Origin of the sequence: Streptomyces sp. NBC_01433, assembly GCF_026340105.1 — a bacterium.
Lineage (GTDB): Bacteria > Actinomycetota > Actinomycetes > Streptomycetales > Streptomycetaceae > Streptomyces.
In genome coordinates this window covers 3762492-3782007 of the sequence record NZ_JAPEPM010000001.1, presented here as the reverse complement: position 1 = coordinate 3782007, position 19516 = coordinate 3762492, and the positions used below count along the sequence as shown (strand labels likewise).

The window sequence follows — 19516 nt, the reverse complement described above, 5'->3', positions numbered from 1 at the left end:
CTCGCGGACGACGCGGCTGCCGGGCGAGCCCCGGCGGACGTCCTGTGCGGCGACGCTAGCCATGGACCCCTCCGGATATCGTCGCGCCCTCGGCCGCCGGACGGCCGTCCTGGGGTTCGGCCGTCGGAGGGTTCCGGGGTCCGGCCGTCGGAGGGTTCCGTGGTCCGGCCGTCGCACCGACCGGCAGCAGTACCGCGTCCTCGGCGGCGAAGTGCAGGGTGACCTTGTCGCCGAGTGCCGGGGTCTCGCGCAGTTCGCGCACGTCGGCCTTGACCCGGTGGCCGTCGACGTCGACGTACAGCCGGTGGGTGGAGCCGCGCCACTGGACCTCGGTGATGGCCCCGGTCAGGGCGTTGGGCCCGTCGCCGAGACCGACCAGGTGGGGCCGGACGCAGAGGGTGGCGGTGACGCCGCTCGCGACCTCGCCGGTGGGTACGGCGAGGTGGTGACCGGCGAAGTCGACGCGGTCGGTGGTCCCGGTGACGGTGACCGGCAGCAGGTTGGCGTTGCCGACGAACGAGGCGGTGAACTCGGTGCGCGGGCGGCGGTACAGCTCCTGCGGGGTGCCGCAGTCCTGGAGCCGGGCCCGGTCCATGACGGCGATCCGGTCGGCGAGGGTGAGCGCCTCGACCTGGTCATGGGTGACGTACAGGATGGTGACGTCCGGCAACTCCCGGTGCAGCCGCGCCAGTTCGGTGAGCATGCCGGAGCGGAGCTGCGCGTCGAGCGCGGAGAGCGGTTCGTCGAGCAGCAGGACATCGGGGCGGATGGCGAGCGCGCGGGCGATGGCGACGCGCTGCTGCTGGCCGCCGGACAGTTCGCGCGGGTAGCGCGTGGCGTACGCGGCCATGCCGACGAGTTCGAGGGCCTCGGCGACCCGCTCGGGGATCTCGGACTTCGCCGCCTTGCGGGCCTTGAGCCCGAAGGCGACGTTGTCCTGGACCCGCATGTGCGGGAACAGCGCGTACTGCTGGACGACCATGCCGATGCCCCGCTTGTGCGGGGGCAGCCCGGTGACGTCGCGGTCGCCGAGGTACACCCGCCCGGAGGCCGGCCGGACGAATCCGGCGACGGCGCGCAGGGCGGTGGTCTTCCCGGAGCCGGAGGGGCCCAGGAGCGCCATGACCTCGCCGGGTTCAACGGTCAGGTCGAGCTGGTCGAGGACGACGTTCCCGCCGTACGCGACGCTGACCCGGTCGAACCTGATGCCGCCGCGCACGGCGTCCGCCCCGCCCGTCATGCCTCGGCCCGCGCGATCAGGTCCGGCAGCTCGGCGACCGACCCGAGGACGTGGGTGGCTCCGTGGCGGGTCAGCTGGTCCCTGTCGTGGGCGCCGGTGAGGACACCCGCGACGATCCCGGCGCCGGAGCGGACCCCGCTGAGCATGTCGTACGAGGTGTCCCCCGCGACGACGAGGCTCGCGACGTCGTCCACCGCGCCGGTGCGCAGGAACGCGGCGAGGACCATGTCCGGGTAGGGGCGGCCGCGGCCGCCCGCGTCGGCGGGGCAGAGGGTCAGCGCGACGAGGTCCTGCCAGCCGAGGGCGGCGAGGATCGCGTCCTGGGTGGTGCGGGCGAAGCCGGTGGACAGCACCACGGTCCGGCCCTCGGACGTGAGCCGCTCGATCGCCTCGCGGGCGCCGGGGACGGGGGCGATACGGCCGCCGTCCACGAGTTCGCCGTACGCCTCCTCGAAGGCGAGGTTGGCCTGCTGGGCCTTGTCCTCGTCGCCGAAGAGGTGGCGGAAGACGGAGATCTTGGACTCGCCCATGGTGGCGCGGACGTAGTCGAGCTTGGCCGCGTGGTCGGCGGAGCCGGGGATCACGCCGAGGCGCCCGGCGGCGGTGGCGAATGCCTGCTCGACCAGGCCGCCGTCGATGACGGTGGTGCCGGCCATGTCGAGGACGACGAGGTTCAGGGGGGCCAGGGGGGGCAGGGGGCTCTTCGTGCGCTGCGGGGTCTGCGTGTTCTGCGGGGCCTGCGGGCCCTGGGGGTTGTGCGTGGTCATCGTGTTCACCAGCCCAGTTCGTTGGCGGTCGTTTCGGCGATGGCGGGCGAGCAGGTCATGCCGCGCCCGCCGGGCCCGGTGACCAGCCAGACGCCGTCGCGCACCTGCTGGCGGTGGACGACGCGGCTGGTGTCGGTGCACTGGGCGTAGACCCCGGCCCAGCGGTGCCGGACGCGCGGCAGCGGGCGGCCGAGGAAGGACTCGACGACCCGGGTGAGGTGCTCGTAGGGCTCCTCGACCGTGTCGAAGGCGAAGGGGTGCTCGTACTCGTGGGTGTCGCCGATGGTCAGTCCGCCGTCGCGGCGCTGCACCATCAGCAGCTGCATCCGGTGCTCGGCGGCGGTCGGCTCCTGGGCCTGTCCGGCGTTGAGCGCGTCCAGCGCCTCGCTCCGGTACGCCGGGTAGTAGCGGAAGCTGTCGGCGTCGGCGACGGAGGTGGTGAGCGCCTCGCCGAGCGGGTCGGTCTGCATCATCTGGAGGCGGACACGGCGCACGGGGAGGGCGGGTCCGGCCAGCTCGCGGACGAGGCCGCCGAGCCAGGCGCCGGTGGCCAGGATGACGGCGTCACCGGTGTGGATGTCACCGTGGTCGTCGCGCACGGAGGCGGTACCGACCACCTCGCGGACCTCGCGGCCCCCCAGGAACGTATAGCGGCCGGAGGCCAGCAGGGCTTCCTTCAGGGCGAGTTGGGCGGTGCGCGGCTCGACGGCCGCGTCGCGCTCGCACCACAGGGCGGCGGTGAAGGTGCCGCGCAGGGCGGGGTTGACCGCGCGCGCCTCGGCGGCGGTGAGCAGCTTGTAGCCGCGGGCCGCCGCGTCGGGCCGGGCGACGGCCGCCTCGGCGACGGCGGTCTCCAGCTCGTTGCGGAGGGGGGTGAGCGAGCCGCAGGCCCGGAAACCCAGGTCCGGAACCCGCTCCCCGATCTCCTGCCACAGCTCACGGGCGCGGAGCGCGGTCTCCAGCTCCTCGCCACCGGCCCGGCCGCTGACCCATATCTGTCCGAAATTACGGAGCGACGCTCCGCGTGCCTCACTCTCGCGCTCGATCTGTACGACCTCGTGGCCGCGGTTCACTGCGTGCCAGGCGTGCATGGTTCCCACCACGCCGGCTCCTACGACGATGACTCTCACAACGGCAACGCTCCTCGGAGCGGGTGGCCCGCACGGATCCGTACGGCAACGGGACGGTGAACGACCACCCAAGCTTGGCCTAGACCCGTTACGTTCCCGTTATCGATGTGAGTCGATCGCGTCGATCGCCGCTCGCGTGCGGCAGTTCAGCCGCGGCGGCCCAGGTGGGCGGTGAAGGAGAACCGGTCGCCGCGGAACAGGGTCCGCACCCGCTCCAGGGGGCGGCCGTCCGTGTCCCGCGAGAGCCGGTGGAGCAGCAGCATCGGCAGGGCGGGCGGCGTACCGATCAGCAGCGCCTCGCGCGGGGTCGCCAGCACCGTCTCGATCCGCTCGTCCGCGTCCCCGAAGGAGACCCCGAGCCGGTCGTGGAGGTAGGCGTAGAAGGAGGAGTCCGGGTCGAACCCCGTGTCCAGTTCCGGGGCGCGGGCGACGGAGACGTACGTGCTCTCCAGGCCGACCCGCTCGTCGTCGGCGAGCAGCACGCGCTCCAGGTGCCAGACGGGTTCGCCGCGCGGGACCCCGATCTCGGCCGCTATGGCCTCGGGGCAGGGGAAGCGGTCGAGGCCGATGAGGTGACGGCCGGGCTGCCGTCCCTGGCGGCGGACGCCCTCGGTGTAGCTGGCCAGCGAGAGGGGCTGCTCCAGCTTGGGACCGGCGACGACGGTGCCCCGGCCCTGCCGTCGCAGCCGCCCCTCCAGCAGGAGTTCGCGCAGCGCCTGACGCACGGTCTCGCGCGACACCTCGTGGCGCAGGGCGAGTTCCCGCTCCGTGGGCAGCAGGCCGCCCTCGCCCAACTCGTCCACCAGGAGGGAGATATGAGCCTTGACGGCGTAGTACTTGGGGATACGGCCGTGCTCCGGAATGCCGGAACGGATCGGTGCGCCAGGTGCCTGGTCGTTCAGGTAGTCCACGGCCCGATGGTGGCAGACACAGATGAACATCTCGGTGCCGGACCGCGCGCGGCGCGGGCTGTGGACCTGCGGATGTGTGGATGCACGGACCTGCGGACGCGGGGGTACGCGGCGCGGCGCCGTACGTCCTCAGCTCTGGTCGCGGCGCAGCCGGCGGACCCGGACGACCATGGCCGACCCGCCGACGAACAGCGCACCGGCGGTGATCCCGGCCCAGGCCGTCAGGTCCTGCCCGGTGCGGGCGAGCTCGGGCAGGGGGTTCCCGGCGGCGTCACGCAGCGGGGCGTCGGTGCCGGTCTCCGGGTCCGTACCCGTACCGGTACCGGTGCCCGCGTCGGCGTCCACGTCCACGTCCCCGTCCCCGTCCCCGCCGGAGTCTCGCGGTTCGCCGCCGTCGAGGTCGCCCTCGACGATGCGGAAGGGGTAGTCCTCCGACTCCCCCACCCAGCCCCCGTCGCCCTTGTCCCTGCCCGCGCCCTTGCCGGTGACCTTGCCCGTATGGCGCTGGACGACGGCGGCGTTGGCGGTGACCCTGCCGGGCCGGGTGTCGGAGGTGAAGGCCATCCGGACCTGGACGGTGACGGTACGTCCGGCGGGGACGGTGAAGCCGACGAACGCCTCGTCCGACTCACCGCCGCCGAAGACCCCGATCTGCTCGTCCCGGTCCGTGGTCTCCCAGGTGACCCGGTGTTCCGTGCCGGGGCCGGTGCCCTCGGAGAACTCCAGCTGGATCTGGTCCGCGGTCAGTTTCCGGTCCTGGTCGGTGAGGACCAGGACCGGGTGGATGGCGCGGCACGACTCGGAGGTGGTGTTGGTGAGATCGAGGTACCAGGTGCCGTAGCCGCCGCCGGAGGCGTAGGTGTCGGGGCCGCCGTGGATCCGGGTGTCGATGGGGAAGTCCTTGGCGTCCGGCGCGCCGCAGGTGGGCTGCTGGTCGGCGGCGAAGGCCGGGACGGCGGCGGGGGCGGTGACGGGCGCGGTGACTGGGACGGCCGCCGGGACCGGCTGGGCGGCGGCCGGAGTGCCGCCGAGGAGGGCGGCGGGCACGGCGAGACCCGCGGCCAGTCCGAAGGTGGTGAAGGCGCGGCCGTCGCGCAGCCGTGCGGGGGGATTGGGGGGCATAGGGGGACACCCTTTGCTGCTCGCGAACGACCGGGGCGGGGGCCACCGGCTGTGGACGGCGACGTTGCCACGCGCGCGCGGATGGTAGGGCGGCGACATGCCGGGCCGTCGCCCGTACGGCCCCGTGGCGGTCAGGCGAAGGCCGGGTCGGCGAGATCGAGGATGAGCAGGTTGCACCAGTCGTTGGTGAAGACGGCGGTCGTCCCTTCGTGGCGCACGCCGATGAAGGGGTTGGAACTCCACATGACGGCCACCCACCGCAAGGAGCGGTCGGCGTCGAGACGGGCGAGGTAGCCGACGTTGCCCATCCCGCTGCCACCGCCGGACAGCCATCCCGATCCGTCCGGCAACGGGCTCTCGAAGTAGGGGTCCGCCTCGGTGATGCCCTCCTCCTCGATGACCCGCGCCAGGTCGACCGGCTCCCCGAGGCGAAAGGGGATCGGCTGCCCGGCGTCCGGGTGGTAGGCGCCGGGACCCTCCACACGCACCTCCAGGGCGGTGTCGTCCGGCCGGTACAGCGCGTCGCCGTACGGCATCTCCCCGGCCGCCCACAGCCGCTCGATCACTCCCACAACCCCACCCCTCGGCCCGCTGTCGCTTCCGTCGTCCGTCATACGCCGTCCATCGGTCATCGGCCATCGGTCACCGGTCCGGTGACCGGTCGTCCGTCATGCGTCGCGCGTCCCGGACAGGTCCTGGCCGCCGGACGCCGGACCCATTCTCCCCACCCGCCCGAACAGCGGCGCGAGCACCAGTTGGGCGGCGCCCTCCGCGACCGGCCGGTCGCCTCCCCCGGCGACGGTGACCGGTACGGGCCGCCCGGTCCCCTCGCGCCGGGCGCGCTCCTCGATCACGGCACGCACCCCCCGTACGTACGCGTCCTCGTCGGCGGCCACGATGCGCCCGCCCAGCACCACCCGGTCGATGTCGAGCAGCCCGACCAGATTGGCGGCGCCGGTCCCCAGCACCCGTACGGCCTCCGCCCGGTCGCCCCGGGCCTCGGCGGCGAGGCAGAGCACCTCGACGCAGCCGCGCCCCCCGCAGCCGCACACGGGCCCGTCGAGCTGGAGGGTCTGGTGCCCGAACTCCCCTGCCCCGGTACGTGTCCCCCGGTGCAGCTCCCCGCCCAGGACGAGCCCCGCGCCGAGCCCGGTCCCCAGGTGCAGGTAGGCGAAGTCGCCCGCGTCGGGCGCTCTCAGGGCGAGGCCGAGGGCGGCGGCGTTGGTGTCCTTGTCCACGACCACGGGCAGCCCGGTCCGCGCGGCCAGGGCGTCCCGCAGCGGGTACCCGTCCCACTGCGGGAACCCCGTGACGCGGTGCAGCACCCCGTCGCGGTGGTCCAGGGGGCCGGGCAGGGCCACGCCCACCCCGAGCACCCGCCGCTCCGGCTCGACGGCGCCCGTCTCCCGTACGGCACCCGTCTCCCGTACCGCGTCCGCCCCTCCCCGTACCTCTTCCGACTTTCCCCGTACCTCTTCCGACTTTCCCCGTACCGCTTCCGCCCCTCGGACCGTGCGCGCCTCCCGTACCGCGCACACCTCCCGTACCGCGTCCGCCGCGTCCGTGAGCACCTGCTCGGCCGGGGCGCCGAGGTCCAGCGGCGCCTTCCGGGCGGCCACCGCCGTGCCGGTGAGGTCGACCAGGACGGCGGTCAGTTCGTCGCGGTCCAGGTGCAGCCCGACCGCGAATCCCGCCTCCGGGACCAGGCGCAGCAGGGTGCGGGGCTTGCCGCCCGTGGAGGCGCGGTGGCCCGCCCCGGTGACGAGGCCCTCCGCCCGCAGCCGGGCGGTGATCTTGCTGACGGCCTGCGGGGTGAGCCCGGTGCGCTCGGCGAGTTCGAGGCGGCTGATGCCGTCCCCGCCCGCCGCCCGCAGCAGGTCCAGCACCAGCGCGGCGTTGTGGTGGCGCAGCGTCGGTAGGTTGGCCCCGGCTCCGTTCCTGGCGTCGTTCCTGGTATCGCTCCTGTTCACCACCCCATTGTCCCAGTCGCTTGCACTTTGGCAACAGCGTTGCTTAAGTGGAATGCATGACTGCCCACGCTCCCCTTCGCGTCGCACTCGTCGGCTACGGTCTGGCCGGCTCCGTCTTCCACGCCCCGCTGATCGCCGCGACCGAGGGCCTGGTCCTCGACACGGTCGTCACGTCGAACGAGGAGCGGCAGGCGCAGGCCCGCGCCGAGTTCCCCGGGGTCCGGTTCGCCGCCTCGCCCGAGGAGCTCTGGGCGCGCGCGGACGAGCTGGACCTGATCGTGATCGCCACCCCGAACAAGACCCATGTCCCGATCGCGACGGCCGCGCTCACGGCCGGTCTGCCGGTGGTCGTGGACAAGCCGCTGGCCGGCAGCGCCGTCGAGGCACGGGAGCTGGCCGCGCTGGCGGAGGAGCGCGGACTGCTGCTCTCGGTCTTCCAGAACCGCCGCTGGGACAACGACTTCCGTACGCTCACGGCGCTGATCGCCGACGGCGAGCTGGGCGAGGTGCAGCGCTTCGAGTCACGCTTCGAGCGGTGGCGTCCGCATCCCAAGGGCGGCTGGCGCGAGTCGGGCGATCCGGAGGAGATCGGCGGGCTGCTGTACGACCTGGGCAGCCATGTGGTCGACCAGGCCCTCTTCCTGTTCGGCCCGGCCGTGCAGGTGTACGCGGAGGCCGACGTACGCCGTCCGGGTGCGTCCGCCGACGACGACACGTTCCTGGCGATCACGCATGCGAACGGGGTCCGCTCGCATCTGTACGTCAGTGCCACCGCGGCCCAGCTCGGCCCGCGGTTCCGGGTGCTCGGCTCGGACGCCGGTTATGTGAAGTACGGGCTGGACCCGCAGGAGGCGGCCCTGCGCGCGGGCCTGCGCCCGGCCGCCGGGGAACCCTGGGGCGAGGAGCCCGAGGAGCTGTGGGGCCGCGTCGGCTCCGGTGAGTCCCCGCTGACGGGCGGCGGCGCCCCGGTCCGTACGCTGCCGGGCGACTACCCCGCGTACTACGCCGCCGTGGCCGCCGCCGTACGCGGCACGGGCCCGAACCCGGTGACCGCGCTCCAGGCCGCCGCCGCGCTGGACGTCCTGGAGGCCGCCCGCCGTTCGGCCCGCGAGGGCGTCTCCGTGACCCTGCTGCCGCACCACGCCGAGAACGCGTTCACCGACGAGGGGCAACGCTCATGACCCACAGCGCTCCGACCATTTCGGAACTCATCTCCCAGGAACGCAGCCTGACGCTACCGCACTTCGGGTACGACGACGCGTACGCGCTCGGCGGCCTCCTGGTCTCCCTGGCACGCGAGCGGCACGCCCCGGTCGCGATCGACATCCGGCGCGGCGCCCAGCAGCTCTTCCATGCGGCGCTGCCCGGTTCCAGCGCGGACAACGACGCGTGGATCGACCGCAAGCGCAGGGTTGTCGAGCGGTACGGCGAGAGCTCCTACCTGGTCGGCACGCGGTTCCGGGCGAAGGGAACGACGTTCGAGGAGTCCTCGCGGCTGGACCCGGACGCGTACGCCGCGCACGGCGGTTCGTTCCCGATCTCGGTCGAGGGCGCGGGCGTGATCGGCTCGGTGACGGTCTCCGGCCTGCCCCAGGCCGAGGACCACGCGCTGGTGGTCGAGGCGCTGGAGCAGTTCGCCGCGACGCTGGGGTCCTGAATCCGCGGAGGCGCGAAAGCGGGCTCGGATACGCGCACGGGCGGAGACGGAGGAAGCGGGGGCGGGACGCCGCGATGCGCGGTGCCCCGCCCCCGCCGTACTCACCGGCCGATCAGTGGATCAGCGGATCAGGCGTCCTTCAGCTCCTGCCGCTGCCGTCCGAGCCCCTCGATCTCCAGCTCCACGACGTCACCCGCCCTGAGGTAGGGCTTCGGGTCGGGCTGCCCCAGGGCGACCCCGGCCGGCGTACCGGTGTTGATCACATCGCCCGGGTACAGCGTCATGAACTGGCTGAGATAGCGGACCACCTCGCCGACCGGGAAGATCTGGTCGGCGGTGGTGCCGTTCTGCTTCAGCTCGCCGTTGACCCAGAGACGCAGCAAAAGCGCCTGCGGGTCGGGCACCTCGTCGGCCGTCACCAGCCAGGGGCCCAGCGGGTTGAACGTCTCGCAGTTCTTGCCCTTGTCCCAGGTGCCGCCGCGCTCGATCTGGAACTCGCGCTCGGAGACGTCGTGCGCCGTGGCGTATCCGGCGACGTGCCCGAGCGCCTCCTCGGCGGAGTCCAGGTAGCGGGCGGTGCGCCCGATGACGACGGCGAGCTCGACCTCCCAGTCCGTCTTGCGGCTGCCGCGCGGCACCAGCACGGTGTCCTCGGGCCCCACGACGGTGTCCGGCGCCTTGAAGAACAGGATCGGTTCGGCGGGGATCGCCGCGCCGGTCTCGGTGGCGTGGTCGTGGTAGTTCAGCCCGATGCACACGATCTTGCCGATCCGGCCGAGCGGCGGGCCGACCCGCAGCCCTTCCGCGTCCAGTGCGGGCAGCCCGTCGGGGGCCGCCGCGGCGGCCCGTACCCGGGCGAGTGCCGACTCGTCGGCGAGCAGGTCGCCGTCGATGTCGGGGACGAGCCCCGACAGGTCGCGCAGGGTCCCGTCACGGTCAAGAAGCGCGGGGCGTTCCGCGCCCGCCGTACCGACTCGAAGCAGCTTCAACGGTCCAACTCCCCTTGGTCGAGATCGAGCCCGTCGGTGGGTTGCGGCCAGCGAAAGGCTTGGCCGATCCTCCAAGACATCGGATCACCCCGCAAGACCCTGTTCACACACTGGACCGGCGCATTCGCCCGGCGCCTCACGCCGCGGTGGCCACGGCGGCACCGGCGGCCGGCATGTCGCGGTAGAGGTAGGCCCTCTCCAGCGCGGTCCAGGTGGTGCTCGTGACCACGTACAGGGCGGCGGCGAGCGGGACGACCGCCACGGTGAAGAGCGTCGCGAAGGACATCAGCGGCATCAGCTTGGTCATCGCCCCCATGCCGGGTACCGGCTGTCCGTCGGGGCCGGTGGCGGGCGTCATCGGGTTCGCGGCCATCTGGCGCTTCGTCCGGCCGTAGTTGAAGGTGGCGACGGCCGCGACGATCGCGAAGAGCCCCAGGTAGACCAGGCCCCGCCCGCCGAACACCCCGCCGTCCGCGAGCGCGTCGTGCCAGCGGTCGCCCAGGGGCGCCCCGAGGAGGTTGTGGCCGAGGAGCGCGTTGGGGTCGCCGCCGATGCTCCTGCTGGAGAACAGGTGGTACAGCAGGAAGAACGCGGGCATCTGGAGCAGGCTCGGCAGGCAGCCGGAGAGCGGCGAGACCTTCTCCTTGGCGTGCAGCTCCATCAGGGCCTTCTGCATGCGCTCGGGGTTCTTGCCGTGCTTCTTGCGCAGGGCGGCGATCTGCGGCTGGAGCTTGGTCCGCGCCTTCTGCCCGCGCGCCGCGGCCCGCGACAGGGGGTGCACGGCGAGCCGTACGAGGGCGGTGAACAGGACGATCGCGGCGGCGGTGGCCGCGCCCTGGAAGAACGGCTGGAGCAGATCGGCCAGCGAGCCGACCAGGCTCGCGAAGGCGGACATGAAGGCGGACATGGGTGAGCCCTCCGGGGGTCTCGTCGTGCCGGGAAGAGAACGAACTCGGCATGACGACCCGCGCGGGGTGCGTGCTTTACGGAAAAGAGGAGAGCAAGCCCTACGCGGCGGCCGTCAGGAGGGCGCGGCCCGGAGCTCGGGGCCGGGTGCGGCCCCTGGCGTCGGGGTCCCGTTGGGGCAGGAACGCGGTGCGTTTCTCGCGGTCCCTGATGGCGGTACGGACCCTGGTGCGGGGCACCGGGGCGGCACATCGGGCGCTGATGACGGAGCAGGCGAGGAGCGCGGAGCCCGCCGCGGCGGTGGCGGCGAGCGCGACGGCTGCGGAGAGGCTGCCGCCCTCGGCGAGGAGGATCTCGGTGAGGAAGAGGACCACGAGCCCGACGGGCCGGAGCAGCCGGGCGAAGGCGCCGCTCAGACGGTTCGCGTCACGCATGGCCCCTCCTCGCTCGGCTCGACCGACCGGGTGTCCGGCCGGTGTCCGTCCTGTCGTTCCGCGCATCGGTCTCAGCGGACTCGTCGGACTCAATCGGTCTCACATCGGTTCGGACGCGCGTGCGCGCGTCCGGCCCTCCGTTCGTTATACACGATGGCCCCCGTCACACCGGAGCCGTACGGGGGACCGGCTCCTCGATCTCGTCCTTCGCCAGCACCTCGTCATCGGGCCGCTCGTCCTCGTCGCGCACCCCCGCGAACGTCACGGCCAGCGCGACGACGAGGTTCGCGGCGAGCGCGACCAGCCCGGCGTTCACCCCCCACACCGGATCGTTCCCGCTGAAGACGAGCACGCAGACCACGGCCACGCCGACGACCAGCCCGCTGAACGCCCCCCGGAAGGTCAGCCTCCGCCACACCAGCGCCAGCAGCACCATGGGGAGCAGCTGCGCCATCCCCTCGTAGGAGATGAGCGAGAGCCGTACGAGCGTGTTCGGCGCGGTGTACGTGAGCAGCAGCGCCAGGCCGCCCGCCACCACGACGACCACCTGCGCGGCGCCCTTCTGCCGTTGCTCCCAGCGGGGCACGAGCGAGAGCACGCTGCGCCCCCACATCGTGCCGATGACCAGCATGAAGACGGCCATGGGCACGATCGAGGACAGTGCGGCCGCGACCCCGATGATCCCGACCGCCCAGGCGGGCAGGGAGTCCACGACCAGCTTGAAGAGCGCGAGGTTCGATTCCGCGCCGACGAGCCCCGGCACCACGAACAGGGCGGCCATGCCGAGCAGCATCGGGACGAACAGGAGGATGTTGTAGGCGGGCAGATACATCGCGTTGCGGCGCAGGGCGTCCGCGTTGCGGGCGCCGAGGTACCCGGCGACGGTGGTCGGGAAGATGACCACGGTCAGCGAGTTCAGGAACGACGTGCTGATGAACCAGGCCTGTCCCAGTCCGCTGTCCCCGTGGCCGGGGAAGGTCAGCCACTCGCTCTTCTCGGTGACGAGCCGGTCGAGGAAGGGCCCGTAGCCGTCGAAGTAGTGCATCGGGACGTAGAGGGCGAGGAACCCCAGCGTGGCGATGACGAGGACGTCCTTCAGCACGGACACCCACGCGCTGCCGCGCAGCCCGCTGACCACGACGAAGCCGGTGGTGACGGCGAAGGCGACGAAGTAGGCCCAGTTCAGGCTGATCGCCCCGTACGAGATGGTCGAGACGACGACCCCCATGCCGGTGATCTGGAGCTGGATGTACGGCAGCAGGAAGGCGGTGGCCAGCACCGCGACCACCGCGCCGAGCCAGGGCCGCCCGAAGCGGTGCGCCACCATGTCGGTGATCCCGACGAGACCGTGCTTGCGCGCGTACGCCCAGAGCATCGGGCCGACGACGTAGCCGATGGCGTATCCGCAGGACATGTACGCGACGACGTACAGGACGGGTGCCCCGTAGTTGTATCCCCAGCCCGCGGCGCCCAGGTAGCTGAAGCTGGTGTAGCCCTCGCCCGCCATCAGCACCCAGATGAAGACGGGGCCGAGGCTGCGTCCGCCGACCGACCACTCGGCGAGTCCGCCCGTGCCGCCGCCGCGCCCGCGCATGGCGAGCAGTCCGAGGGCGACGGTCGCGACCATGAAGACGGCGAAGACGGAGGTCGCCACGGCGGCGTTCACCGGCGGTCCCCCCGCCTGGTCAGCCACACCGCGACGGGTGTCAGCAGGGTCGCCCCGAGCAGCCACACGAAGAGGAACGGCAGCCCGAACACCACGGGGCTGACCCGGTTCACGAAGGGCAGCGCCCCCAGGTACAGCACATAGGGGACCAGTAGCCACAACAACTGGGGACGTGTCTTGAGCACTCTGAGCACTCCGGGACCCTACCCCCGGCCCCCGCCGCTACCCCCGGCCCTCGCCGCTACCGCCGTCCTACCGCTGCCCGCGGCCCCCGGAGCGACTTCGGGTGCGCCGCTGCTTCGGGTGCGCCGCCATTTCGGGCTCGTCGCTACTTCGGGCTCGTCGCGGTGAGCTTGCCCCACACGATGAGCCGGTAGCGGGAGGTGAACTCGGGCGTGCACGTCGTCAGCGTCAGGTAGTAGCCCGGCGCGCTGTACCCGGCCGAGGTGCGCACATTGCTGCGTGGCACGGTGGCGATGACCCCGCTGTCCGACGGCGTCGTCCGCGCGAGGCTCTTGTCGACGGTGTACGTGTAGACGGCTTCGCGGGTCTCGACGGTGATCCGGTCGCCGCGGCGCAGCCGGTCGATGCGGCGGAAGGGTTCACCGTGGGTGTTGCGGTGCCCGGCGAGCGCGAAGTTGCCGGCCTGTCCGGGCTGCGCGGTGCGCGGGTAGTGCCCGACGTATCCCTTGTCGAGGACGCCGTACTTGCTGATGCCCTGGGCGACGGGTGCGGTGAGGCCGATGCGCGGGATGCGCAGGACGGCGTACGCCTGGTCCCAGCGCGGGGCGGAGGACGCGGAGTCGCGCGGGGTCCGTTCCGGCCGCGCGTCCGGGGAGGTGCCGGGTGAGGTGCCCGTCGACATGTCCGGCGCGGGCGGGGTCCCGGGGTCCGTGCCCGCACCGTCCGATGTTCCGCCCCAGCCCCGCTGGAGGGCCCGCACCTCACTCTCGGCACTCTCTCGGGCCTGCCGGTTGGTCCACCACAGCTGATGCGCGACGAGGAGCAGCAGGACGACACCGAGGGTGATCACCAACTCGGCGCCGGTCCACAGGCCACGCACAGCGGCCCGCCGCGCGCTCTTCCGCCCGTTTCCCCGCAGGCTCCGCCGCCCGTTCCACCGCGCGGCGACCCGTGGCCGTCCCCGCGCTTTTCCCTGCACCACGACCGGTATCCGCTCCCGCACGGGCCGCACGATAAGGGCAATCCCCGTAACCCACCAGGGTTCTCCCCGCCCTCCCTCCCGTTTGCCGCGCGGCAGTACCGTGTGGTTCATGCGCCCCGACACGCCTGCCGACCACACCACCGAAGCCGAGCGCCTGCTGCGCACCGCGGCGCAGTACCCCGAGGACCACGAACCGCTGATCCTCCAGGCCGCCGCCCACCTGGAGCTCGCCGGTGACCGCGCCCGCGCCAGCACCCTCTACGACGAACTGCTCGCCTCCCCCGACGCCACCGTCGACAACCCGCACCTGGTGAAGGCCCTCAAGGCGGCCAACCTCTGGGAGTACGGACACGAGGCCGAGGCCCGCGCGATCATCGCCGGCATCCGTGCCGCGAGCCCCCCGGACGCGGCCCCGTGGGACATCGCCGCCCAGACCCTGGAGGCCCACGACGAGCTGGAATCGGCCCACGACCTCTTCTCGACCGCGCTGACGCTGCTGCTGTCGCCGGGCGAGGAAGTCCCTTACGCCACCCAGTCCCTGCTGACCGGACGCCATCGCGTCCGCAGGCTGATGGGGGTCGAGCACGACCCCTGGGACGAACTGGCCGACGCCCTGCACACGGCCACCGTGCCGCTCGACGAACTCCACGACCCCAAGCGCCTGTGGGCTCTCGGCTCCTCCGACCCGGGCGAGCTGAAGGCCGAGATCACCCGGCTCCGCTCCGAACTGGGCACCCACCGGGCGGCGTTGTCACGCCCGTTCCCGGTCGCGGTCCTGCACTGGACCGAGAGCGAACTGCGTGAACTGCTCACCGCGTACCCGGTGTTGACGATCGAGTACGTCACCCATGCCGACCATCTGGACCAGCTGGAAGCCGCGTTGCGCGATCTGCACGCGACGGGCACCCCGAATCTGGGCATCGTCACGGGCACGGTTCCCTCGTACGAGGCGTTCGCCGCGTCGGAGGCCGCGTCCCCCGCCGATCCGGATCTGCTCCCCCAGTACGCCACGGTCCTCGCCGCACGCGGCCGTGCCGTGCCCTGGCCGCCGGCCCGCAGCGCGGCGTGCTGGTGCGGCTCGGGGAACGCGTACCGGGAGTGCCACGGGCGCGCCTGACCTGCGGCGTCCGACCTGCGGCGCGTCGGCACGGGCCCGCATCACGCGGCCCGCGTCACGCGGTCTCTACCGGCCCTCGAAGGCGACTTCGAGGGCCGCGTCGAGCTTTTCGGCCATCGCGTCGATGTCGGGCGAACCGTCGGCCAGCAGATCGTGCACCGTCGACTGGAGCACCTGCGTGAATGCCCCGTAGTACGGAGTACGAGGCCGCTGCACCGCCGTTTCCAGCGCCTCGCTCAGGGTCCGGGTGAACGCCGCCCGGTCGGACTCCGAAGGGATCTGCGCGCTGCCCTCCCCCGTCGCGGGCGCCCCCGGTGCGCTCCCGGCGGGCCGCAGGGCGGCGGCGACACCCGGCCAGCAGGGCCGGGACACCGCGGTGGGCTCGTAGGCCGAGGTGCGGGTCGCGGCGAACCCCGCGTCGAGCAGGCAGCGTTCGCTCTCCGGCGAGGTCAGGAACTTGATCAGCTCGCGGGCGTTGTCCGCCCGGGGCGAGTCGACGGTGACGGCGAGATTCTGGCCGCCGAGCACGGCGTGGCCGGGCAGGGCCGTGACGGAGTACTGCTCGGGCTTCAGCAGGCTCTGCAACGACCCGTAGGCGTACGGCCAGTGGCGCAGGTACGCGACATGACCGGCGGCGAAGTCGGCCAGCGTGGCGTTCTCGTCCGAGGAGAGCGCGGCGGGCAGCAGACGGTCGCTGTCGGTGTGCCGGAGCAGTTCGTTGAGCCCCTTCTTCAGCTCCTTCGGGTCGGAGCGGTAGCTGCCGTCCTCCTTCACGAGTTCGACGCCGACGGCGGCGAACGCCTCGATGGTGTTGACGGTCAGCCCCTCGTACTGCCGCAGCTGGGTGGTCCAGCCCGCCTGGCCTCTCTCCCGGTCGAGGATGCCGTTGTCGAGGGTGGTGATGGAGGAGTAGAGGCTGTCCCAGGTCCAGTCGCCGTTGGGCATCCGGTCCTCGGTGATCCCGCCGCTCTTGAGCAGGTCGCGGCGGTAGTAGAGCAGCCCGACATCGCTGTTGAAGGGCCGGGCGTAGGTACGGCCCTCCCACACGGTGGTGCCCCGCACCCGGGGGAGGAAGTCGGGGTCGGCGGCCTCGTCGTCGGGCAGAGCCTGGATGAGGCCCGCCTCTGCGAACTCGGGAATCCAGGTGATGTCGAGGTTGACCACGTCGTACGCGGCGCTGCCGGACTGGAGGGCGCCGAGGAGCTGGCTGCGCTGCTGGTCGGCACCGCCCGGCAGTTCGACGAGCTTGGCCCGCAGGTTCGGTTCGTCCCGGTGCTGCCGGTTCCACTCCTCGATGAGCTGTTGCCGTACGCCGCCGGAACCGGTCACGTCGAGCCCGCTGGCCACCACGATGGGCCCGACGGCCGTCGTACCGTCCGTCTTCCCGTTCGTGTCCGGGCCGGGGTCCGCGTCACCGGATCCCCCGGAGCAGGCCGGCGCGACGAGCGCGAGCAGAGCACCGAGGGCGAGGGCGCGCAGGCGGCGCCGGTGGCGGGAATGGCGTGCGCGCGGGCGCACGGCGGTGGGCGGGCGCGCGGTTGCGGCCGGGCGCACGACGGCGGGCGGGCCGAACGCGCTCGCCGTCCGCGTCGCGCTCCCCGCTCCGTTCCGCGCCGTGCACTCCGTCCCCTTGTCCGCCCCGCTCCCCGCCCCTGTGTCCATCGCGCTCATTCCGCGTCCCCCGTACCGGTCTTGGCGACCTCGGCCGTCAGCTCCGTGGCGATTCCGTCCGACGGGTCCAGGCAGCGTCCCCCGGTCGCCTCGGCGAGCCGCTGATTCAGCTGCCCCGGCGCACAGCCCCCGTTGCGCAGGGAAACCGCGACCACACGGACGGGCGGCCCCTGCCCCGCGGCCCTCACCACCGCGTCGATGTCCTTCCGCCGCAGCCCGGAGGAGTCCTCGTCATCGGTGACGAGGACGATGAGCCGGGGATCGGGGCCCGACGCACCCTCGCGGAGCTCGGCGAGCGCGTCGGTCAGCCCGGTGGCGATGTCCGCGTCCGCGTCCACGACCTTCGCGGCTCCCACGGCCTTCTGCGCGGTGGGCAGTCCGTGCCGCCCGAACGGAACCACGTCCGGATGGTCGTCCTTCTTCACCGGGGCGAGCGTCCACACCCCGTAGCGGTCCAGCGTGCCGAGCGAACGCATCGACCGGGTGACCAGCTCCTTGGCGCGGCCGGGCCCGGACCAGACCTGCTTGTCGGCCATGGACGTCGAGTTGTCCAGCAGATAGAGCACCCGGCCGGGTCCGAGGGCCTGCCGGTAGTCGCGCAGGGCGTCGGCGACCGAAGCCGCGGACGCGGCAGGGGCCGAGTCCGGGACCTCGATGCTCACCGCCCCCTCGTTGGCGGGCGCGCGCAGCGGCGAGGCCGTGCCGGGCGGCACCGGCTTGCCGTCCTCGACCCCGCGGAAACCGTCCTGCACGAAGAGCGCCTGGGCGGCGTCGTCCTTCACCAGCCAGTCGTGGAAGTCCCGCACCGCCCGCTCGCGCGCCTTCTCGTCCCGGTCGGCATCCGCCCAGGTGACCCGGACGAACGGCAGATCCAGCACCGGTACGTCGGTGGGGTAGCGGGCGGTACGGCGCTGAAGGGTGTCGCTCGCGCAGGAGGGGCGGGTCCCCTGCCCCGAGACCTTGGACGGCAGGTTGAACAGGGCCATGGTCTGCTCGGGCACCAGCACGGCGGCCCGGTCCTCCAGCTCGTTGCGGGTCCCGTCGGACAGCGCGCACATCAGTTCCTGCGCCGTGGTGGGCATCGGCCGGAGTTCGTCGGCCATCCCCGCCTCGATGACGGAGGGCTGCCCGGCTGAGGGCGAGGCGTAGAGGGCGGCCGTGGACAACAGGGCCCCGTCCGCCCCCTCCGGATCGGGCCGCAGCACCTGGATCGGCTTCTCTCCGTCCGGCCGGCCGTCCCGTAACCCGGCGATGAGCGTGCCGAGCGGGGCGGGAGTCCGCGCACCGGTCGCCGCGGGCTTGCCGTCGGGGACGGCGAGCACCATCGGGGTGAAGGCCAGCGGTCCCATCGGATCGAGCGACACCGTCTCGCGCGCGGACCCGGTCTGCCCGGCCTCCGCCCGCACCGGGGTGCTCCCGGCCGCCGGGATCCAGATGTCGGGCTGTGCGCCGAGGTCGCGCTGGGGCCGCGGGCAGTCGCCGGACGCGGGGCACGACGGGAGCGGCGACTGCCACAGGGAGGCGGACTGGAACGCGGCCACGGCGTCGGTGGACTTACCCGCGTAGACACCGATCCCGACGGTGCGGCAGCCCTCCGCGTCACGGTTCACATAGGCGTCGGCGGCCTTCTGCACGGTGGGCCGGAGGTCGGGATCGACGAGGACGCGCAGCTCCATGGGCGGGGCGCAGCCGCCGGTTTCGCCTCCCGGCAGTCCGTCCAGGGCGAGCCAGAGGACCGCTCCGGCACCGACCGCGAGGGCGAGAGCGACGGCGGCGACGCGATTCCGGCCGAGGGCGCGCAGCCGCTGACGTACCCGACCACGTCCCCCGGCCGGCTCGGTCACCACCGGCTCGACCGGCTCAACGGGCCCAGGCTCACCCGGTTCGTCCGGCGCCCCCGGCCCGTCGTCCTCGCGCACCACGGGGGACGGTGGCCGGGGCTGCGGCGGTTCAGGCTTCGCGCGCTCGCTCGCCGGTGTCAGGGCGAGCAGGACGTCACCGCCCTGCCGGCATTCCTTGGGAACCCACCGGTGACCGTCGACGGCTTTGAACGGCGCCATCTCCTTCCGTATCGCGGAGACGATCCGGGTGAAGCCGGCCGGTTCGCCGGCCACGGCCCAACCGGTCAGCAGCTTGTGGAGGGCGATGGTGAAGTCGGTGCCGTAGCTCGCGGCACCGGGCGGAATCTCCACCCCCTGTTCCGCCGCCATGAGAACGGCGAAGTTCTGCTGGGCTTCCGGATTGAAGTCCTGCGACGCGTTGCCCGCGAAGCAGCAGTCGAGGATCACGACGACCCGGTCGGCCTTCGCGTGCCGTAGCTCGGCCATCACTTCGTGCCAGGACAGGGCATCCACGAAGGGATGCTCCAGGTCCTGGGTGACGCGCGAGGTGCTGAACAGCAGATGCAGATCGCTGCCGTTGGTACGGACGATGCCGTGCCCGGCGAAGTACACGACGAGCAGCCCGGTCACGTCCTTCCGGGCAGCCCGCAGCGCGGCGTGCGCTTTGAGCGGATCCACCGACCGCGCCGCCCCCGAACGCCCCTCCCCATCCCTCTCGCCCTCCCCCTCGCCGAGGGCGGGAAAGGTGACGAGATCGGCCGTGTTGAACACCCCGGAGGACGGGTCGGTGAGCGCCTCGGCCATGAGCCGGAGGCTCTGCGCCACCGCGGGCAGGTCGATCTCGTGCTCGTACGAGTCCACGCCGATGAGCACCGCGCGATGCTCTTTGTCGCGGTTCTCCGCACCGCGGGTGTTGTACGGCGACACGAC

18 protein-coding genes are annotated in these 19516 nt (G+C 72.8%); 3 read left to right on the top strand and 15 right to left on the bottom strand.

Annotated features, from left to right (window positions below; genetic code table 11):
- Positions 1 to 55: 55 nt before the first annotated feature.
- From OG413_RS17105 to OG413_RS17075, 7 genes are all read right to left on the bottom strand, one after another.
- Positions 56 to 1240 (bottom strand): ABC transporter ATP-binding protein, encoded by a 1185-nt coding sequence (locus OG413_RS17105; protein WP_266806514.1) that lies wholly within the window; start codon positions 1238 to 1240, stop codon positions 56 to 58.
- Positions 1237 to 2007, bottom strand: coding sequence for a phosphonatase-like hydrolase (locus tag OG413_RS17100; RefSeq protein WP_266806513.1), 771 nt, complete (start codon positions 2005 to 2007; stop codon positions 1237 to 1239). The genes OG413_RS17105 and OG413_RS17100 overlap by 4 nt, the downstream gene beginning before the upstream one ends.
- A gap of 5 nt (positions 2008 to 2012) precedes the next feature.
- A complete protein-coding gene (locus OG413_RS17095; protein ID WP_266806511.1) occupies positions 2013 to 3137 on the bottom strand; it encodes a TIGR03364 family FAD-dependent oxidoreductase in 1125 nt (374 codons plus the stop codon).
- 146 nt (positions 3138 to 3283) lie between these two features.
- A complete protein-coding gene (locus tag OG413_RS17090) occupies positions 3284 to 4048 on the bottom strand; it encodes a GntR family transcriptional regulator (RefSeq protein ID WP_266806510.1) in 765 nt (254 codons plus the stop codon).
- Between the two features lie 129 nt (positions 4049 to 4177).
- Positions 4178 to 5170, bottom strand: coding sequence for a hypothetical protein (locus OG413_RS17085; RefSeq protein ID WP_266806508.1), 993 nt, complete (start codon positions 5168 to 5170; stop codon positions 4178 to 4180).
- A 131-nt stretch (positions 5171 to 5301) separates the two neighbouring features.
- A complete protein-coding gene (locus OG413_RS17080; RefSeq protein WP_266806506.1) occupies positions 5302 to 5784 on the bottom strand; it encodes a hypothetical protein in 483 nt (160 codons plus the stop codon).
- Positions 5785 to 5838: 54 nt separating this feature from the next.
- Complete coding sequence (locus OG413_RS17075) at positions 5839 to 7140, bottom strand: ROK family transcriptional regulator (protein ID WP_266806504.1); 1302 nt, start codon at positions 7138 to 7140, stop codon at positions 5839 to 5841.
- A 56-nt stretch (positions 7141 to 7196) separates the two neighbouring features.
- Here OG413_RS17075 and OG413_RS17070 point away from each other — a divergent pair, with 56 nt between their 5' ends.
- Both OG413_RS17070 and OG413_RS17065 read left to right on the top strand, forming a co-directional pair.
- Positions 7197 to 8321, top strand: coding sequence for a Gfo/Idh/MocA family oxidoreductase (locus tag OG413_RS17070; protein WP_266806502.1), 1125 nt, complete (start codon positions 7197 to 7199; stop codon positions 8319 to 8321).
- The gene (locus tag OG413_RS17065; protein WP_266806500.1) at positions 8318 to 8797 is read left to right on the top strand and encodes a heme-degrading domain-containing protein; all 480 of its coding nucleotides are present in this window, start codon (positions 8318 to 8320) and stop codon (positions 8795 to 8797) included. Before OG413_RS17070 ends, OG413_RS17065 begins: the two co-directional genes overlap by 4 nt.
- 128 nt (positions 8798 to 8925) lie before the next feature.
- Here OG413_RS17065 and OG413_RS17060 read toward each other — a convergent pair whose 3' ends face one another.
- The 6 genes from OG413_RS17060 to OG413_RS17035 all read right to left on the bottom strand — a co-directional run bounded on the left by OG413_RS17060 (position 8926) and on the right by OG413_RS17035 (position 13855).
- Positions 8926 to 9786 (bottom strand): fumarylacetoacetate hydrolase family protein, encoded by an 861-nt coding sequence (locus OG413_RS17060; RefSeq protein ID WP_266806498.1) that lies wholly within the window; start codon positions 9784 to 9786, stop codon positions 8926 to 8928.
- Positions 9787 to 9922: 136 nt separating this feature from the next.
- A complete protein-coding gene (locus OG413_RS17055; RefSeq protein ID WP_266806496.1) occupies positions 9923 to 10693 on the bottom strand; it encodes a YidC/Oxa1 family membrane protein insertase in 771 nt (256 codons plus the stop codon).
- A gap of 100 nt (positions 10694 to 10793) precedes the next feature.
- On the bottom strand, positions 10794 to 11126 hold the full coding sequence (locus tag OG413_RS17050) for a DUF6412 domain-containing protein (protein WP_266806494.1): 333 nt from the start codon (positions 11124 to 11126) through the stop codon (positions 10794 to 10796).
- Positions 11127 to 11289: 163 nt separating this feature from the next.
- Positions 11290 to 12792 (bottom strand): sodium:solute symporter, encoded by a 1503-nt coding sequence (locus OG413_RS17045; RefSeq protein WP_266806492.1) that lies wholly within the window; start codon positions 12790 to 12792, stop codon positions 11290 to 11292.
- Positions 12789 to 12986, bottom strand: coding sequence for a DUF3311 domain-containing protein (locus tag OG413_RS17040; protein WP_198953281.1), 198 nt, complete (start codon positions 12984 to 12986; stop codon positions 12789 to 12791). The genes OG413_RS17045 and OG413_RS17040 overlap by 4 nt, the downstream gene beginning before the upstream one ends.
- 134 nt (positions 12987 to 13120) lie before the next feature.
- Entirely contained in the window at positions 13121 to 13855 is a 735-nt protein-coding gene (locus OG413_RS17035) for a class E sortase (RefSeq protein WP_266806490.1), read from the bottom strand.
- A 211-nt stretch (positions 13856 to 14066) separates the two neighbouring features.
- Here OG413_RS17035 and OG413_RS17030 point away from each other — a divergent pair, with 211 nt between their 5' ends.
- Entirely contained in the window at positions 14067 to 15074 is a 1008-nt protein-coding gene (locus OG413_RS17030) for an SEC-C domain-containing protein (RefSeq protein WP_266806488.1), read from the top strand.
- Between the two features lie 66 nt (positions 15075 to 15140).
- Here OG413_RS17030 and OG413_RS17025 read toward each other — a convergent pair whose 3' ends face one another.
- Together OG413_RS17025 and OG413_RS17020 are read right to left on the bottom strand one after the other, a co-directional pair.
- Positions 15141 to 16745 carry an extracellular solute-binding protein gene (locus OG413_RS17025; RefSeq protein WP_266806486.1) on the bottom strand — a complete coding sequence of 535 codons (1605 nt, stop codon included), beginning with the start codon at positions 16743 to 16745 and terminating at the stop codon, positions 15141 to 15143.
- Positions 16742 to 19513: a VWA domain-containing protein gene (locus OG413_RS17020; RefSeq protein ID WP_266806485.1), complete on the bottom strand. Its 2772-nt coding sequence runs from the start codon at positions 19511 to 19513 to the stop codon at positions 16742 to 16744. The genes OG413_RS17025 and OG413_RS17020 overlap by 4 nt, the downstream gene beginning before the upstream one ends.
- Positions 19514 to 19516 lie beyond the last annotated feature (3 nt).

What these genes read in the sequence shown, in the direction of transcription:
- OG413_RS17105 (WP_266806514.1), bottom strand. Translation starts at nt 1,240, where the DNA reads ATGACGGGCGGGGCGGACGCCGTGCGCGGCGGCATCAGGTTCGACCGG.
- OG413_RS17100 (WP_266806513.1), bottom strand. Translation starts at nt 2,007, where the DNA reads ATGACCACGCACAACCCCCAGGGCCCGCAGGCCCCGCAGAACACGCAG.
- OG413_RS17085 (WP_266806508.1), bottom strand. Translation starts at nt 5,170, where the DNA reads ATGCCCCCCAATCCCCCCGCACGGCTGCGCGACGGCCGCGCCTTCACC.
- OG413_RS17080 (WP_266806506.1), bottom strand. Translation starts at nt 5,784, where the DNA reads ATGACGGACGACGGAAGCGACAGCGGGCCGAGGGGTGGGGTTGTGGGA.
- OG413_RS17070 (WP_266806502.1), top strand. Translation starts at nt 7,197, where the DNA reads ATGACTGCCCACGCTCCCCTTCGCGTCGCACTCGTCGGCTACGGTCTG.
- OG413_RS17065 (WP_266806500.1), top strand. Translation starts at nt 8,318, where the DNA reads ATGACCCACAGCGCTCCGACCATTTCGGAACTCATCTCCCAGGAACGC.
- OG413_RS17055 (WP_266806496.1), bottom strand. Translation starts at nt 10,693, where the DNA reads ATGTCCGCCTTCATGTCCGCCTTCGCGAGCCTGGTCGGCTCGCTGGCC.
- OG413_RS17050 (WP_266806494.1), bottom strand. Translation starts at nt 11,126, where the DNA reads ATGCGTGACGCGAACCGTCTGAGCGGCGCCTTCGCCCGGCTGCTCCGG.
- OG413_RS17030 (WP_266806488.1), top strand. Translation starts at nt 14,067, where the DNA reads ATGCGCCCCGACACGCCTGCCGACCACACCACCGAAGCCGAGCGCCTG.
- OG413_RS17025 (WP_266806486.1), bottom strand. Translation starts at nt 16,745, where the DNA reads ATGAGCGCGATGGACACAGGGGCGGGGAGCGGGGCGGACAAGGGGACG.